Source organism: Brevibacillus sp. BC25, from assembly GCF_000282075.1.
Classification (GTDB): Bacteria; Bacillota; Bacilli; order Brevibacillales; family Brevibacillaceae; genus Brevibacillus.
The window spans coordinates 49,526-66,182 of the sequence record NZ_AKIX01000016.1 but is presented as its reverse complement, the minus strand read 5'-3'; the positions used below and the strand labels follow the sequence as shown (position 1 = coordinate 66,182).

Genomic DNA, 16,657 nt, shown 5'->3' with positions numbered 1-16,657 from the left:
TTTGGGATGCTGCTTTTCATTTTTGGATTGGGTTTTTATTTTCCCATTCCACTTGCAAATAAGGCTCCCATGCACGTTTTAGTAAACGAATGCCACCCTCAATCTCCTCGATGGTCTGCCCCCCGAATCCGAACTGAAAAGCCGGCAGTCCATTTTCCTGCGGATGAACCCATTTATGTACAGTTGGATAGACACGTACGCCTGATGCAGCCGCAATTTGCGTCAACTGTTGCGGAGTGCTCTCACTTTTCACTTCTACCGTCACGGACAGCCCGGCATCCTGACCTTTGATCCGGATATACGCCCCTAGCTGTTCCTGCAAGCATTGAAGCAACGCCCCATGCTTTTTGCGGTAAAGCGTCCGCATCTTGCGAATATGCCGCTCCCAGTCGCCATTTTTCATGAACAAGGCCAGCGTCTCCTGATGAATACGTGATGCCGACTGATCAAAATCCGCCAATTTTTCTTGAAACACCGCCAATAACGCTTGGGGCAAAACCATATAGCTTATCCGAATCGACGGCAGCAAAGCCTTGGAGAACGTCCCCAAATAAATGACGCGTCCCTGCGTATCCAGCCCTTGAAGGGAAGGAATCGGCTTGCCATGATAGCGAAACTCACCATCGTAGTCATCCTCCATGATGTAACTCCCTGTCTGATTCGCCCAGTTTAGCAGCTTCAGCCGTTTGGCATACGGCATGACAATTCCAGACGGGTCCTGATGAGACGGGGTGATATAAACCAGCTTGGCTCCACTCTCACCAAGCACTTCCAAATCGATTCCATCCTCTTCCAGCCTGATCGGGCGCACATCATAGCCCAAATGGGAAAACACGGCACGAACACCGTTATAGCCCGGCTCTTCCATCGCAACAGCCTGTCCTCGTGTTCCGAATAAGAATCCCAATAAGCTGATCATCACCTGCGTCCCCGCACCGATCACAATTTGTTCCGGCGTAGCTTGTACACCCCGAGCTCGTCCGAGATAGCGTGCGAGCTCCTCCCGCAGCTGCGGCTCGCCTTGTTGGTCGCCGTAGTAGAGCACATGCTTGTTTTCTTCCTGCATGCATTGGTTGGTGTACTTGCGCCAACGGTCAAAAGGAAAATGCTCGGCATCTACGCGTGCTTGGTGAAAATCATATTGGACCGGGACTAGTGAGGGCGTAGGTGGAGGCGTTTGGACGTGAGCCGGTTTAATTGGTTGCTGCCCTTCCCCTGCGGGTACAGGCACTGGCCCATCCCAGTCCACATCGACCACATAAAATCCGCTGCGCTCCCGACTCTCGATGTAGCCTTCTGCCATGAGCTGGTGGTAGGCGCTCTCGACAGTCGTTTTACTCACTTGCAAAAATCCGCTCAACGCCCGAACAGAAGGCAGACGCGTCCCGGAGATCAAGCGCCTCCCTTGGATTTCTGTACAAAAATAGCGATAAAGCTGTAGATAGAGAGGCTCGCTCCCTTCAACAAAGCGGGGACTAATATCTAGCAAGCTACCTCCTCCTCACTGACCAAATGAAAAACCGACGGAGACAAAATCCCCATCGGTACTCACGTTTCTATTACACCAATATTACGCCAAATACGCCTCTCTTACCTGCGGATTCATCAATAATGTCTGGGCGTCGTCTTGCAAAATAATTTCGCCTGTCTGAATCACATAACCGCGATGCGCGACAGACAGCGCCTGATTCGCATTTTGCTCGACCAAGAGAATCGTCATGCCTTCCTTGTTTAGCTCCGTAACGATGTCAAAAATCTGCTCCACCAGAATCGGCGCCAATCCCATCGACGGTTCATCGAGCATGAGAATTTTTGGCTTCATCATCAGTCCACGAGCAATCGCCAGCATTTGCTGCTCGCCACCGGACATCGTGCCACCTTTTTGACTAACCCGTTCCTTCAGTCGTGGAAAGTAAGCAAAGGCACGCTCGATTCCTTCTTCAATCACCTTTTTATCGGATACACTGAAGGCACCCATCTCCAAATTCTCGCGTACGGTCAATTTGGGAAAAATGCGGCGGCCTTCCGGAACGTGGGCGATTCCTGCTAAGGCAATATCATGTGTACGCATCTGTGTAATGTCTTTGCCATTAAAGATGACTTTTCCTTCTTTGGCACGGGTCTGCGCACAAATCGTTTTCAACGTGGTCGATTTACCTGCCCCGTTGGAACCAATCAGCGTCACCACTTCGCCTTCGTTTACCGTTATGCTCAATCCTTTTAATGCGTGGATGCCGCCGTAATACGTATGAACGTTAGTCAGCTCAAGCAATGCCATCGATTTTCCTCCTTCTACGACACGTCCGACGCACTTTTTCCGAGATAGGCCTCAATGACGTTAGGGTTGTTGCGGATTTGTTCGGGTGTTCCTTCTGCAATTTTTCTCCCGTAATCCAGCACGTGAATGTATTCGCTAAGTCCCATGACCAGCTTCATATCATGCTCAATCAAAATAATCGTCAAATCGAGCTCTTTTTTCAGCCGACGAATAAAATCTGTCATCTCAACCGTCTCACGAGGGTTCATCCCTGCCGCTGGTTCATCGAGCAAAATAATTTGCGGATTGGTCGCCATCGCCCGGGCGATTTCCAATCGTCGTTGCAACCCGTAAGGCAGACTCCCTGCCGCTTCATTGGCAATATGCGCGATTCCGACATACTCCATGAGCTGATAAGCCTCGACTCGCGTCCGCTCTTCCTCCTGGCGTACACGTTTGGAGTTGAACAAGATTCCGAGAATTCCAGCCGATAAGCGGCTATGCACACCCACCATGACATTTTCCAATGCCGTCATTTCTTTGAACAGACGAATGTTTTGAAAGGTACGGGTGATACCCCGACTCGCGATCTGATCAGGACGAAGCTTCTTGATGCTTTTGCCATTCAGCAGGATTTCTCCCTCGTCTGGCTCGTAAAATCCAGTAATCATATTGAAAAAAGTCGTTTTTCCGGCCCCATTCGGACCGATGACCGCCGTAATGCTTCCTTTTTCAATGTCAATCGAGACGTCTTGATTGGCTACCAAGCCACCAAAGCGCTTCGTTAAATTTTTTGCCTCTAACAATGCCATGCTCATTTCCCTCCTCGTCCGCTATGACTGTTTTCCAGAAGTCAATTGGGACAGTCTGCCGAGAATCCCCAGCTTTTCTTTGCCAAACTCGCTATTTTTGATCGCATCGAGATCGTTTTTCTTCCGTTTGGCCGGAATCAATCCGTTAGGGCGATACAAGGCTACGAGAATGAGCATGATTCCGAAAATGAGTCGCTGGAACTTGGATGGGTCCAACTGGTTGGGTAAACTGATGAGCCCCGAATTTTGTAAACCGTGCAGGAAGTTGGAGAATTCTTTTAACAGCTGTACCTGCAAGATCGTGACAAAAGCGGCACCAAGCACAACGCCTGGAATGCTGCCACTACCACCCAGAATGACCATGACCAAGATCCCGATCGATTCCATCAGCGTAAAGGAGGTCGGATCGATAAACGTCTGCTTGGCCGCAAAGATAACACCCACGACACCAGCGAAGGAAGCACCCAATGCAAATGCAGCCAGCTTGGTATTCAACAGGGAAATCCCCATGGACTGGGCAGCCAGCTCATCCTCACGTACCGCAATCCATGCACGCCCCAAACGGGAATGCTCAAAGCGTATATTCGCCAAAACGATAAAGGCAATCACAAACAACACGATGAAGTAAAAGTAAAACGGCGTCCCCATCTTGATCCCAAACAGCTCAGGAGACGGAATCGGCGTGATTCCCTGCGGACCGTTGGTGATGTTGATGGGCTTGTCCAGGTTGTTGAAAACAATGCGAATAATTTCACCGAAGCCCAAAGTCACAATCGCGAGGTAATCCCCTTTTACTCTGAGAACTGGCAATCCTAGCAATATTCCGAAAACAGCAGCCACAATTAATCCGACTATGAGAAATGGCCAAAACCACTCACCGGAGAGCGGGAACAGATTCCCTGCAATAAACTCATTCGCTTGCGAGGTTGAGAAAATCGCGTACGCATAAGCTCCAGCAGCAAAAAATGCGACGTAACCCAAGTCAAGCAAACCAGCAAAGCCTACTACGATATTCAAGCCCAAAGCCATCGCTACGTAGATGCCTACCTGTGAAGCTACCTCCATGTAGTAACGGTTTTCACCGGCTACCAACGGAATGATCAGGAGGAGCACGATAGCGCCAATCGCCATTTTGATCGACTTGGAGGTATTGGTGTAATAGACAAGCACAATGGAAGAAAGAATGCCGAGAAACGCGATGACCGATTTATCCATGAGGTACAACGCGGCAGAAAAAGCTACAATCCAGATCAACGTGAATACGAGCGGAATGCCTTTGAACGATTTCCAAGCGAGATTTGCCATTTATTTATTTCACCTACACTTTCTCTTTTACAGCTTCGCCAAACAGTCCTTCCGGCTTGAAGAGAAGCACGAGAATTAAAATACTGAACGTAAACACGTCTTTGTACTCTGCACCAAAGGCTCCGTTGGTCAACGGCCCCATAAAGGCACCGGACAGGGATTCCAGAAGACCGAGGAGTACGCCACCGATCATCGCACCACGCAGGTTCCCAATCCCGCCGAGTACGGCAGCTGTAAATGCTTTTAAACCGAGGATAAAACCGATATACGGATCGATCGTCCCGTAGTTTTGTGCAAACAGAACTCCTGTCGCGCCACCCAGACTGGATCCAATCAAAAACGTAAGCATGATTACTTTGTTTACATTTATGGTCATCAGCGAAGCCGTACTCTGGTCTTGTGCGACGGCGCGCATGGCGATTCCCCACTTTGTTTTATTCACAAACAACGTCAACGCAATCATCATGACGATCGCAATTACAATTACGATCAATCCTTTTGTTGGAATCGTAGCAATACTTCCTAATGGAATCGAACCTGTAAATAGAGCGGGACTGTTCAGATAAAACTCATTACGAGCTAGTGCTTCTGTAAAACGTACGAGGTCCTGCAGCAAAAACGAAACGCCAATCGCTGAAATCAACGGCACAAGACGAGGTGCTCCGCGCAATGGTCGATAGGCAATTCTCTCAATTCCTACCCCCAAAGCACCAGTTAATACCATGGCAATTATGAGTGTTATGAAAAGTGCGACAAATGGATTCATACCTTCAAGTGCCCCTAGCGCATCAGAGATCAATAATACCTCTGTACCGATAAAGGCTCCGACCATGAAAATGTCTCCATGGGCAAAGTTGATAATTTCCAAAATCCCGTAAACCATTGTGTATCCTAAAGCCACGACTGCGTACATAAATCCAAGTGTCAATCCGTCAACCAACACCTGAGGCAAAATGTTGATCATGCTTTCCCATCCCTCATTTCTCTTGTAAACTTGTACAAATTTTCTGCATTCATTCCGCTGACTGGACTTGTTTTCTCGTGGAAAAGGGGCCAACACCGGCGTGCAGCCCCCTATCCTGATATGAGGCATGGGAGTGTGTGCGCGTTGTGTGGTGTGATTACTCGGCCTTGCCTACGAAAATGGATTTGTCCTTGTCAAACTTGTAAATGAATACATCCGCATTTGTGTTGTCACCTTTTTCATCAAAGGTAACCTTGGTGAATTGACCCTGAAAATCTTTGGTTTTGTGGACTGCATCGAGGACTTGCTCTCGGGTTGGTTTTTTGCCTCCGTTCGCTTTGGTTGCTTCCAAGACACCATTGAGGATGACGTTCATGGAGTCGAAACCGTAGACGGAATAAGTTTCCAGAGGCTTGTTTGTGACTTTTTTGTACTCTTCAGCCCATTTCTTGCCCTCTTCGGTTTGCGTTACGTCCCCTGCTACTGACGTAAAGACTACACCTTCGACAGCATCACCGGCTATTTTTATCATATCAGAAGAATCCAAGCCGTCGCCACCCATAAAATAACCCTTAAATCCTTTTTCACGAGCTTGCTTGATCATAATTCCACCTTCTGGATAAAGACCGCCGAAAAAGATAATGTCCGGGTTTTTCACCGTTACCTGGTTAAGTACCGCGCTGTAGTCCTTTTCACCCTGAGTAATGCCCTCGAAGCCAAGGATTTGGACCCCGTCCTTTTCGAATTGCATCTTCACTTGATCGCTCAGACCTTGGCCGTATGCTGTCTTATCATGGATAATATAGGCCGTTTTTACACCAAGTGTATTTTTTGCATAAAGAGCAGCCTTTGGCCCTTGCGCGTCATCGCGAGCACAGATTCGATGAACGGTTTTCTTGCCTTCCTCCGTGAGCTTCACCCCTGTGTTTGCTGGGGATACCATGACCAGCTTGCCTTCCTCGTACTTCACAGACGATGGAATGGCAACACCTGTGTTATAGTGCCCAACTACACCGTACACATCGGGATCAGAGATAAGCATCTCCGCATTGGATACCCCGATTTTCGGGTCGCCTTGATCATCCTGAGGGAAAAGCTGGAGATCAAAGCCAAGTGCTTTAAACTCTTCCTTACGCTTTTCGAGAGCGTAACCTGCGCCTGTCTTAATCGCATCTCCAACAGCGGAATTGCTCCCAGACAGTGGGGATTGTGTGGCAATCTTGATGAGGCCTCCCTCGGTTGTTCCGCCACCGCTGTTGCCTGGAGCTGGCTGACTTTGCCCCCCGCTTGCGTTACTTCCGCCGCTTGAATTACTGTTTCCTGCGCAACCTGTTAATGCCATACTCGCAGCCAATACCGCAGATAAAACCCCGACATAAGAACGCTTTTTCATTCAGAATGAATCCCCCTTTTATCATTCTTTGTTCTTGTTACCTAGTCCATCTACCTTGCTAGCCAGGTTGCGACTTTCAAAAACGATAACTCTTCGGGGATAAAGATAGATGAGGCTTGGTTGTTTTTATTTTAAAATAAATCTGATAATTTACAAGAAGTAAAATATATTTTATATTCATATATCATTTATTTACAAACAAAAATAAACACCCCCTCAAGGTAGAGGGAGTGCGGGAACGACGATTTGCCCACTCTTAATGTCGACAATGCCAGTTGCCGTTAGACGCGCATACGGCAAGTGGGTAGCGGTAAAAAACAGAATCGAATAAATCGGATCGAGATGAACATGGCCTTTGGAACGGAGTTGATTTACCAAATTTTCACCCATGCTGATCACTTCCTCCATCGGCGCAGACGTGAATTTTCCAGCAAGAGGCAATGGGCATTCACAGATGATTTTTCCTTCATCGATCAGGACGACCCCGCCCTTTATTTCCCGAATACGCTCCAGTGCTTGCGCCATCGCTTGGGGATCGCGTCCGATTACGATCCAATCGCCAGACGCAGAATAGGTGCTGGCCAGCCCTTCAAGCTGCTCACCGAAGCCACGAAGCACTGCCAATGTTCGCTTGCCGCCAGTCGCATCGATGGTGGCGATCAGCGCTAACTGGGGATCGTGGTGCAAAGATACATAGCCATCCTGATCAACGGGCATGTCCTCTAGCGACAAACGGGTGATAACGGCATTCAGCATCTGTAACACAGGGGCCTTTCCATCTTCATCTGGTCGTAGGCGGAACCAATCAGGATGTGCCTGCTTTTTCAATGGATCTGCCAAACGTACCGAAGCTTCGTCCCATTGTGGCTGAACGGTTGGGACGAGCAAGGTTCCCTTTTCTGCCACCCGTTGTCCATTTGCAATCACGATGGAGGGTGTCGGCTGATCTATTGCAGGCAACAACAGCATATCCGCGATTCGGCCCGGCGCAATTCCTCCGATCTCCGCGTCCAGCCCGTAATAGACAGCCGGGTTCAGCGTCGCCATGACATACGCTTCCTCTGGCGGCATTCCCGCTTCGATGGCCACGCGGATCGTACTATTCATGAACCCGTCACGATGCATCGGCGGCGTACTTCCATCTGATGTCAGCATCATCCGTGATGACCACGGCACCCCCAGCGCAAGCCATCCCTTCACCAGCTCCGGCAGATCAGGGCGAATGGAGGAATGGCGCAGTGTCGCATACATACCTAAACGGATGCGCGACAGCAAATCTTCTGCATGGATGGCCTCATGACAAGCAGTTACGCCAGCTGCTGCGGCAATGTTCAAGGTCTCGTAAGAAGCTCCCGGATGATGCCCCTCCATCCTTTTGCCCAAGTCCCGCGTATGCTTCAAACCAAATAGCAGCGTCTCATCCTCTTGTAAAACACCGCCCCAATTCGTCAACTCCCCACCCTGGATCACACGTGGATGTTCCAGCATTCGCGCCAAATTTTCCTTAGTGAACGACGGATGAGCTTTCCCTGTCTGCGGATCGAGTCTGCCCCAGAAAAATTGCTTCACCGGATGTGCTGCCAGAGAATCCATGATCGCTGCCCTTTGCGAAAAAGGAAGATGCATGAGCATCAGTGAGTCTGACACCATTCCAGTCGTTCCCGTTTGTAGAGCAAAGTCAGCCAACGTGTAAGGGTTGTACCATTGAAACGGATGCGCGTGTGGCTCGATGTAACCCGGCACGAGATACTGCCCAGCCGCCTCCATGATCACGGTCTGATCATCGACCAACGGCTCTTTTTCGCCTACATAAGCAATACGTTCTCCTGCCACTACGACGTGATGCTCTTGCCATTCTTTTGTGTACACATTCAGAACGCTTGCGCCTTTTATCCAAAGGCTTGCCGGTGCCTGACGTCTGCTCACGCGAATCATGTTCAAGTAATCACGATCAGATATGGCTCGTACGCGCATCATTTTTTCTCTCCTTGCTGGTCTCCCGATGTTTTTCCAAAATGAACGACCGTTCATCGCTCTCTACAGCTTCGCTGCCCATCATTCATTCCCCTGCAAGCTTGGTAATGGTAGTAACAATTCCCACGGGTGTCTTGTCGACCTTCATCGCAGACTATCGAATAGAAGTAATTCCGACAGGAGGACAACTCTCATGCATAAAAACGTAGGTAGAACTGACGCGATGATTCGCATGACTGGCGGTCTGTTAGGCTTGGCATACGGCATCGGAAGAATGAGCCGCCGCCCATACAATGCACCATGGCTGCTCATGGCTTTTTCAGCAATGAAAGTAGCGGAAGGAGCTACGCGCTTTTGTCCGATGTACGCTGCGATAGGCATCAATACGACAAAAGGGAATGGCATGCAGGGCATGATGGATCAGCTCAAGAAAAAAGGGGTGCAGATGGCGGTCAATCAGTTTACGCGCTCCATGAATATTGCGCCCATCAAAGACTCGAACAACAGCCAAGATGATGCGAGCAACACATCAGCGACAACGAATAAGGCAAACATACAGTATTCTGCAAGCCCACAATTATCAGCGAACCAGGTGAAACAACCAATCAACAATCAGCAAAATGCGAAGCTTACCCCCGAGGATAAAGTTCTCGAAAAGGCCGCAAGGGAGATCATTTCTTTTCGCTCCCAAGAAAATAACAGCAGCAGCAATCGATACCCCACGTACACATAAGGAGAGGAGGCACTGCATATGCTTGTCGGCTCCCAGATGTATGAATGGATGTCCCATAACTTCTTTGTTATTGCCACGATCATTGGCGTCATCGGCGTGATGGGATATTACTTCTTTCGAACGTCGAGAAGAAAAGGAAGATATCGCCAATAGCCAATAATAGACAGGAAGACGAAAAGCCCGTTACATTCGATGAAAATGTAACGGGCTTTTCACAAAGCATATTAGAAAGGAAATTTGCGTGGTTCCGTTTGCACCGACACCCATTTGACTGTCGTGAATTCTTCCAAACCGATTTCGCCCCCGTAACGGCCAATGCCGGAGCTTTTCTCACCACCAAATGGAGCGTTCATATCCATGTTAGCAGTTGCATCATTTACATGCGCCATACCGCTTTCAACAGCACGTGCAAATGCAATGCCTTTCTCCAAATCCTCCGTAAACACGGCGCCAGACAAGCCGTACTCCGTATTGTTAGCCCACTCCAGCACTTCTTCATCCGATTCAAATGGAATAATCGTTGCGATTGGTCCAAAAATTTCGGTTTGGGCCAGTCGGGAATCTTGCTTCACATCTGCAAAAACAAACGGCGTCAAAACATTACCGATTCGCTGACCTTCCAAAACAACGCGTGCACCATCTTTCTTTGCGTCTTCCGCAATACGGAGGACCTTCTGCATTTGTCGTTCGTTGATGAGTGGCCCGATGATCACCTTTGGATCGATTGGATCGCCGTATGGCAGTTGCCCCGCGTGTTCCGCGAAACGGCGAACAAACTCGTCGTAATGCTTGCGGTGAACGAACATGCGATTCGTTCCCACGCATACTTGTCCAACGTTGAAAAATTTTCCGAATACGGCTGCGTTAATCGCGGCATCCAGGTCGGCATCTTCCAATACGACAAACGGATTGTTACCGCCCAGCTCAAGAGAAACCCGCTTCAAATTTTGACCGCACAATGCCCCGATATGACGTCCAACAGCAGTAGATCCGGTAAAGGAGATGATCCGAGGAACCGGGTGTTCGATCAAGTAATCTCCCACTTCCGCAATATCATACCCCACTACATTCAGAACACCTTTTGGAAGCCCTGCTTGTTCAAAAATATCAGCAAGAAAAGGACCGCCTGACATGTATGTGCCAGAATCCGGCTTGAGAACAACCGCGTCACCAACAGCAATTGCCGGAGCGATTACGCGCATCGCAGACATAAGTGGGAAATTGAACGGTGTAATCAGTCCAATCACACCTATTGGGTGACGGTAAACGTGATTTTCCTTGCCAGGGATTGCACCAGGGAAAATTTGCGGCTCATACATGCGATCCGCATACTCAATTGCTGTCATGATATTCCCAACAGAAACCATGAATTCGGACATCGCTTTCACGAACGAACTTCCGGTCTCCTTCACCATGATTCCAATATATTCATCTTTTCTTTCCTGCATGAGCTGGGCTGCACAGCGCAACACTTGCTTCTTCTCGTCTGCCGGAGCCTGTGCCCATATTTTCTGCGCTTCCTTCGCGGCTTGGTATGCTTCATCAATGTCGTTTCGATTCGCCAGCTTCATACGAGCTACCACTTCACCATTGTAAGGGTTTACATTTTCATACACGTGATCACTCGAGCCTTCGCGCCAACCCCCGTTGATATACTGCATGGAGAATTTATCTGCCATCTCTTGGTGACCCCCTTAAAATTTTGTAATGACAGTTACCCCTACGCCGCCATAAGATTCCATTTCATCGAACGTTGAATTGATGTTGTCCAGAGCGATTTGCTTGGTGACCAATTTGCCTGGGGATAGCTTTCCTTGGCTAACCATATTCAGCATTCCGGAAAACTCCGGTGTCGGCATGCCGACAGAACCAATCAATTGCAATTCATGTGAAAGCATGAGGTTAACTGGAATCGGTGTCATACCGCCATTTGGATTGGAGCTCACACCGATTTGGACATGACGTCCGCGTTTACGAAGGCTCATGATGGAATTAAGACATGTTTCCTGGATACCAAGAGCATCAATCGAAAGATGAGCGCCGCCCTTCGTTAATTCCTTGATTGCTTGGGGCGCATTGTGTTCTTTGCTATTCACGGATGCAACCGCTCCCATTTCTTTGGCGAAGGCCAGCTTATCATCGGCAATGTCGACCGCGATGACGTTCGCACCTGCTGCCGCTGCAATTTGGATGACAGAGAGCCCAACGCCTCCGGTGCCATAGACAGCTACCCATTCCCCTGGACGAACATTCCCTTGCGTAACCGTACCATGGAAAGCCGTCATGAATCGGCAACCCATGGCAGCCGCACTCAGGAAATCGACATTTTCTGGCAGGTGGAGAAGATTCAGGTCCGCGTTTGGGATGTGAATATATTCCGCATATCCTCCGTTGAAATGCATGCCGACCAATCGACTGTTATCGCAAACGTTATTGTGACCGGACAAGCAATGCGGGCATACGCCATCCCCTTGTGTGAAAGGCACGATAACGCGGTCCCCTTTTTTGAAATTACGGATGTTGCTTCCAACTTCTTCTACAACACCGCTCATTTCATGTCCGAGAATATGTGGGAAGTTTTGAACCATGGCCATCTTTCCATGAATCACATGCAAGTCACTGCGGCATACGCCGGAGGCTTCCAGTTTCAAGATAACCCCGTCTGGCGCCAACTCAGGATCTGCGACTTGTTTCACAACTAAAGGTTGATTATAAGCTTCAAGGACTGCAGCTCTCATGCTTGATACAACTCCCATCGACTGAGTATTCGTTCAGTTTTATTATAGGAAGTTCTTTTCATATTGAATAATATATTATAATTATCAAAATAATAGATAAACGTCTATATAGAAAGGAACATACACAATGGACCTGCTTCAAATGAAATATTTTATGACAGTAGCCCGCTTGGAGCACATGACAAAAGCCGCTGAAGTGTTGAATATCAGCCAGCCTTCTTTGAGCATCATGATTGCACGTTTGGAAGAACGCGTGGGTGTACCGTTATTTGACCGCCACGGGCGCAAAATTCGCTTGAATCAGTTCGGAAAAGTATATGCGGAGCATGTGGAGCAAATCTTTCAAGTGTTAGAACAAGGTGAGAGCATCGTGCGGGATATGGCGGGGCTTAATAAGGGGTGTATTTCCCTTGCGGTTTCCATAACAAACGTCATCCCTGAGCTACTGGGCAAGTTTTTGCGTCAATATCCGGACGTTCAATTTCGTCAAGTGTTCGAACCAACGCCTGTTGTAAAAAAGATGCTTGAAAACGGGGAGATTGATTTATGCATTGCCTCAGGGGAATTTGATAGTCCTAATTTGGAATGGCAACCACTCATCACCGAAGAAATTTATCTCGTGGTCCCAGAGAATCACCATTTGGTGGGCCAAGAAACTGTTCCGTTAGCCTTACTGAAAGATGAGCATTTTTTGAATGTACGCCAAGGTTTTTGGCTCCGCTCCTTCATGGATGAACAGTGTTTGCAGGCAGGCTTTACCCCTAAAGTGATTTTTGAAGTAGACGAGCCTGATGCCATCGTATCTTTGATCAGACAAGGAATCGGTCTTTGCTTTATCCCGCAAACGAGCTGGGAGATGAGATCTCACCTCATCCCCAATAAAATAAAGATTACGAATCCAGAATGCCTGATTACCAGAAGCATTGCTTGGTCTCGAAAGCATTATTTATCCCAAGCAGCGCAACGCTTTCGAGAGTTCGCCATTGATTATTTCAATGAACTACAGCAACAACATAACATCTCTGGGCGATCCATCGGCAGGTAATCTTCAATCATTTTTTCCCATTTACTTAATTACTTGTTATACATATAATTGTCATTGCAAGTAATTTCGAACGAAAGAGGGTCATTCCCCTGATCGATCATTGGCAAAAGGAACCGGTTGGATTTCTCATTGGAAATACATACCGGAGAATGATTCATTATGTTTCCCTTTTTTTAAAGGAGTTTGATTTGACCACGGAGCAGTTTGCCGTCCTTTATCGACTACGAGAAGAAGAGGGCATCAATCAAAAAGAGCTGGCCCAGCGCTCGGCCAAGGATCAGCCTTCCATGACACGCATTTTAGACACACTCGCCAAAAAAGGCTTTATCGAAAAGACATTGAGCGAACAAGACCGCCGCGCCTACATCATTACCCTTTCCCCGAAAGGACGGGAATGGCTTGAGCAGGCGATTCCTGTAGAGGCTCATGCCGTCGCAGACATATTGGAAGGGATCTCTCCTGAAAAGCTGGCCTTCTTGCGGGAAATCTTGCTGGAGATTAACGAGAACATCAATAGAAAAACGACAGACTAGGAGTGACAGCATTGGGAGAGAGTAGAGAGAGACTGTGGACGAGAGATTTTGTCCTGTTAACTGTATGCAATTTGTTGTTATTTCTCACTGTTCAAATGCAGACCCCTACATTTCCTGCCTATGTGAAGGAAACGTATCAGGCCAATGATTTTGTCGTCAGCCTGGTCATTAGCTTGTTTTCACTTGCAGCAGTGATCGCAAGGGTGTTTACCGGGGAAGCATTGAAAACGAAAAGTAGTAAGCTCTTGGCGATCGTAGCACTTGGATTCGTCGCGATTTTTAGCGCAGGCTATTACTGGGCGGGAAGCCTTGTTTTCTTTCTTCTGTTGCGAATCCTGGTCGGCATCGGCTTTGGGATGGGTAGCACGACCTTTCCGACGATTGTCTCCAATGTGATTCCTACCAAACGGATCGGCGAAGGCATGGGGTATTTCGGCTTATCGACCAGCTTGGCAATGGCACTCGGCCCATTGATTGGACTTGGCCTGTTGAATTGGTTTGGATTCGGATCGATGCTCATGGTTCTCGTGTTGTTAGTTGCCATTATTTTTCCGTTGATGCATTTTATCCGCGCCTACAATCAGCTTCCTGTGTCGTCCGGGAACGTACAAACTGTCACAGGCATTCGCCGTTTTTATGATAAAAAGCTGCTGCTTCCAGCTGGACTGAATTTTTGTTTGTCTATTACGTATGGCGGGATTCTCAGCTTTTTGGCTTTGTACGGAAAAGAAGCCCACATTGAGAATGTCGGCTGGTTTTTCCTTACGAATGCACTGGCGATGGTGTTGATTCGTCCGTTTTCCGGCAAGCTGTATGATCGCAAAGGTCACATTGCCGTCCTGCCTCCCGGTGCGATTTTCGTCGGGGTCAGCCTCTTGCTCCTGTCCCTGACAACTACAGAGTCCCTTCTTCTCGTCTCTGCTGCCTTCTACGGGCTTGGCTACGGCATGATTCAGCCATCTATCCAGGCGTGGATGGTGAAGGTCGTCACACCTGAGCAACGCGGCATGGCGAACGGACTGTTCTTTAATTCCATCGATCTGGGTATCGCGGTCGGCTCTGTGCTCCTCGGCGTCATCGCGACACATTCGAGCTACTCTGTCATGTACCGCTGGTCGGCAGCGTACTTGCTGCTGTTCCTCATTGTTTATTTCCTTTCGCAGCTGATTGCGGCCAGAGCGAAAAAAGCGGCAATCGCGAGTGAAAACGTTGGTGTGTAATAGAAGCTTAAGCGACACGATAAAGATTGAACCCCGTAGAATTAGGCGCCTTTTAGCGCCTCTTTCTTTTCTGCGGTGCTGTTAAGCTATATACGATTACTGCAGCAACAATTACCAAAACTACCATAACGATAAGACCAGGGTAACCTACACTTCCCATAAATACTCCCACTTCCCAAATTTTTACTATTATTGGCATTATACAAATAAAACTACTCCTTATGTAAGGAATAGTTTTATTAATTATCAAGCTATTTTTTATTAGGCACAGTTCCCCCACATGTAAAAAAGCTGTTCCCCAAGTAGAAATTTCTACCGAAGGAACAGCTTGTTCTTTTATTTATCTCTTTTGTTGATACTTCATCGCTCGTGCCGCAATATCCGTGCGATACTGCGCCCCATCAAACGAGATGCCTTGGACCTTCGCATACGCTGTCTCACGCGCTTGCGCCAAATCCGCTCCTGTTGCCACGACGCCAAGCACACGGCCACCGCTCGTTACGATGCCTTCCTCGGTTGCCTTCGTACCTGCGTGAAACACCGTAGCTCCCTCGTTTGCCTGACCCAGTCCGTGAATCAACGCACCCTTTGGATATTCTCCCGGATAACCGGGCGCTGCCATGACGACACAGACAGCACTTCCTTTTTGCCATGTCACATCGACTGCATCGAGCTCACCATTGACCGTTCCGACAAAAATATCGAGCAAATCTGTTTCGAGCAACGGCAAGAGCACTTGTGTCTCTGGATCACCAAAACGCGCATTGAACTCCACGACTTTTGGTCCTTGCTCCGTAATCATCAGACCTGTGTAGAGAATGCCTTTGAACGGAATACCATCCTTGGCCATCCCTGACGCCATTGGCTGGACAATCGTTTTGACGATCTCGTCCACCAGCTCAGCAGACATTTGCGGTACCGGGGCGTATGTTCCCATGCCGCCTGTATTTGGGCCACGGTCATCATTGAAAATTCGCTTATGATCCTGAGAAGTAATCATCGGCTTAACCGTCTCTCCATCGACGAAAGACAGCAGCGACAGCTCTTCGCCGAACATGCACTCCTCAATGACCACGCGCGCTCCCGCTTCACCAAAAACGCTTTCCTGCATGATCTGACGGAGTGCCTCTTCTGCTTCCTCCACCGTCTCTGCGACAACGACCCCTTTCCCCGCTGCTAAGCCGTCCGCCTTGACAACGATAGGAGCCCCCTGCTCTCTCACGTACGCACTCGCCGACTCGTAATCCAGGAACGATTCATAGGTAGACGTCGGAATCTCGTAGCGTTTCATTAAACTTTTCGCAAAAGACTTGCTGCCCTCGATCATTGCCGCTTTTTGGTTCGGGCCATAGATCGGCAGATTACGCTCCTGGAAAAAGTCCACAATCCCCGCCAGCAAAGGATCTTCCGGGCCAACGACAGTCAGATCAATTCCCTCATCTTTGACGAATTGAACCTGTGCAGCAAAATCGAAAACACCAATCGGCACGTTTTGTGCGATTTGGGCGGTGCCCCCATTTCCTGGCGCACAGTATACCTTTGTCACTTTAGAGCTCTGCAACAGCTTCCAGGCAATCGTGTGTTCTCGACCGCCGCCGCCGATCACTAATATTTTCATCGTATTTCCTCCTGTGAGGTGATCCACTCTTTAGTACGTGTTTAAAAAAGCGAACGTTACTCCCC

Annotated in this window: 15 protein-coding genes; 5 read left to right on the top strand and 10 right to left on the bottom strand. The window is 48.6% G+C overall.

All coding sequences use genetic code 11. The features are described from left to right. Positions 1-16 precede the first annotated feature (16 nt). From PMI05_RS03705 to PMI05_RS03675, 7 genes are all read right to left on the bottom strand, one after another. Positions 17-1,489, bottom strand: a complete 1,473-nt coding sequence (locus PMI05_RS03705; RefSeq protein WP_007717360.1) for a PLP-dependent aminotransferase family protein — start codon at positions 1,487-1,489, stop codon at positions 17-19. Between the two features lie 81 nt (positions 1,490-1,570). After that, positions 1,571-2,278 carry an ABC transporter ATP-binding protein gene (locus PMI05_RS03700; RefSeq protein ID WP_007717358.1) on the bottom strand — a complete coding sequence of 236 codons (708 nt, stop codon included), beginning with the start codon at positions 2,276-2,278 and terminating at the stop codon, positions 1,571-1,573. Between the two features lie 14 nt (positions 2,279-2,292). Further along, positions 2,293-3,069: an ABC transporter ATP-binding protein gene (locus PMI05_RS03695; protein ID WP_007717354.1), complete on the bottom strand. Its 777-nt coding sequence runs from the start codon at positions 3,067-3,069 to the stop codon at positions 2,293-2,295. 21 nt (positions 3,070-3,090) lie between these two features. Next, positions 3,091-4,374: a branched-chain amino acid ABC transporter permease gene (locus PMI05_RS03690; protein WP_007717353.1), complete on the bottom strand. Its 1,284-nt coding sequence runs from the start codon at positions 4,372-4,374 to the stop codon at positions 3,091-3,093. A gap of 13 nt (positions 4,375-4,387) precedes the next feature. Beyond that, complete coding sequence (locus PMI05_RS03685; protein ID WP_039960186.1) at positions 4,388-5,338, bottom strand: branched-chain amino acid ABC transporter permease; 951 nt, start codon at positions 5,336-5,338, stop codon at positions 4,388-4,390. A 157-nt stretch (positions 5,339-5,495) separates the two neighbouring features. Continuing rightward, positions 5,496-6,731: a branched-chain amino acid ABC transporter substrate-binding protein gene (locus PMI05_RS03680; protein ID WP_007717351.1), complete on the bottom strand. Its 1,236-nt coding sequence runs from the start codon at positions 6,729-6,731 to the stop codon at positions 5,496-5,498. Between the two features lie 216 nt (positions 6,732-6,947). Next, on the bottom strand, positions 6,948-8,705 hold the full coding sequence (locus PMI05_RS03675; protein WP_039960181.1) for an adenine deaminase C-terminal domain-containing protein: 1,758 nt from the start codon (positions 8,703-8,705) through the stop codon (positions 6,948-6,950). A 193-nt stretch (positions 8,706-8,898) separates the two neighbouring features. Here PMI05_RS03675 and PMI05_RS03670 point away from each other — a divergent pair, with 193 nt between their 5' ends. After that, a complete protein-coding gene (locus tag PMI05_RS03670; protein WP_007717349.1) occupies positions 8,899-9,438 on the top strand; it encodes a DUF2892 domain-containing protein in 540 nt (179 codons plus the stop codon). A gap of 18 nt (positions 9,439-9,456) precedes the next feature. After that, positions 9,457-9,591 (top strand): EYxxD motif small membrane protein, encoded by a 135-nt coding sequence (locus tag PMI05_RS31580; protein WP_007717348.1) that lies wholly within the window; start codon positions 9,457-9,459, stop codon positions 9,589-9,591. Positions 9,592-9,662: 71 nt separating this feature from the next. Here PMI05_RS31580 and PMI05_RS03665 read toward each other — a convergent pair whose 3' ends face one another. Together PMI05_RS03665 and PMI05_RS03660 are read right to left on the bottom strand one after the other, a co-directional pair. Further along, positions 9,663-11,117 (bottom strand): aldehyde dehydrogenase family protein, encoded by a 1,455-nt coding sequence (locus tag PMI05_RS03665; RefSeq protein WP_007717347.1) that lies wholly within the window; start codon positions 11,115-11,117, stop codon positions 9,663-9,665. A 15-nt stretch (positions 11,118-11,132) separates the two neighbouring features. After that, positions 11,133-12,176: an alcohol dehydrogenase catalytic domain-containing protein gene (locus PMI05_RS03660; RefSeq protein ID WP_007717346.1), complete on the bottom strand. Its 1,044-nt coding sequence runs from the start codon at positions 12,174-12,176 to the stop codon at positions 11,133-11,135. A 127-nt stretch (positions 12,177-12,303) separates the two neighbouring features. On the opposite strand from PMI05_RS03660, the gene PMI05_RS03655 reads away from it, so the two are divergent. The 3 genes from PMI05_RS03655 to PMI05_RS03645 all read left to right on the top strand — a co-directional run bounded on the left by PMI05_RS03655 (position 12,304) and on the right by PMI05_RS03645 (position 14,974). Continuing rightward, positions 12,304-13,221 carry a LysR family transcriptional regulator gene (locus PMI05_RS03655; protein ID WP_007717344.1) on the top strand — a complete coding sequence of 306 codons (918 nt, stop codon included), beginning with the start codon at positions 12,304-12,306 and terminating at the stop codon, positions 13,219-13,221. Positions 13,222-13,409: 188 nt separating this feature from the next. After that, a complete protein-coding gene (locus PMI05_RS03650; protein ID WP_238543242.1) occupies positions 13,410-13,754 on the top strand; it encodes a MarR family winged helix-turn-helix transcriptional regulator in 345 nt (114 codons plus the stop codon). A gap of 11 nt (positions 13,755-13,765) precedes the next feature. Then, on the top strand, positions 13,766-14,974 hold the full coding sequence (locus tag PMI05_RS03645; protein ID WP_007717340.1) for an MFS transporter: 1,209 nt from the start codon (positions 13,766-13,768) through the stop codon (positions 14,972-14,974). A gap of 340 nt (positions 14,975-15,314) precedes the next feature. Here PMI05_RS03645 and purD read toward each other — a convergent pair whose 3' ends face one another. Next, positions 15,315-16,592: a phosphoribosylamine--glycine ligase gene (gene purD, locus PMI05_RS03640; RefSeq protein WP_007717336.1), complete on the bottom strand. Its 1,278-nt coding sequence runs from the start codon at positions 16,590-16,592 to the stop codon at positions 15,315-15,317. Between the last annotated feature and the right edge of the window lie 65 nt (positions 16,593-16,657).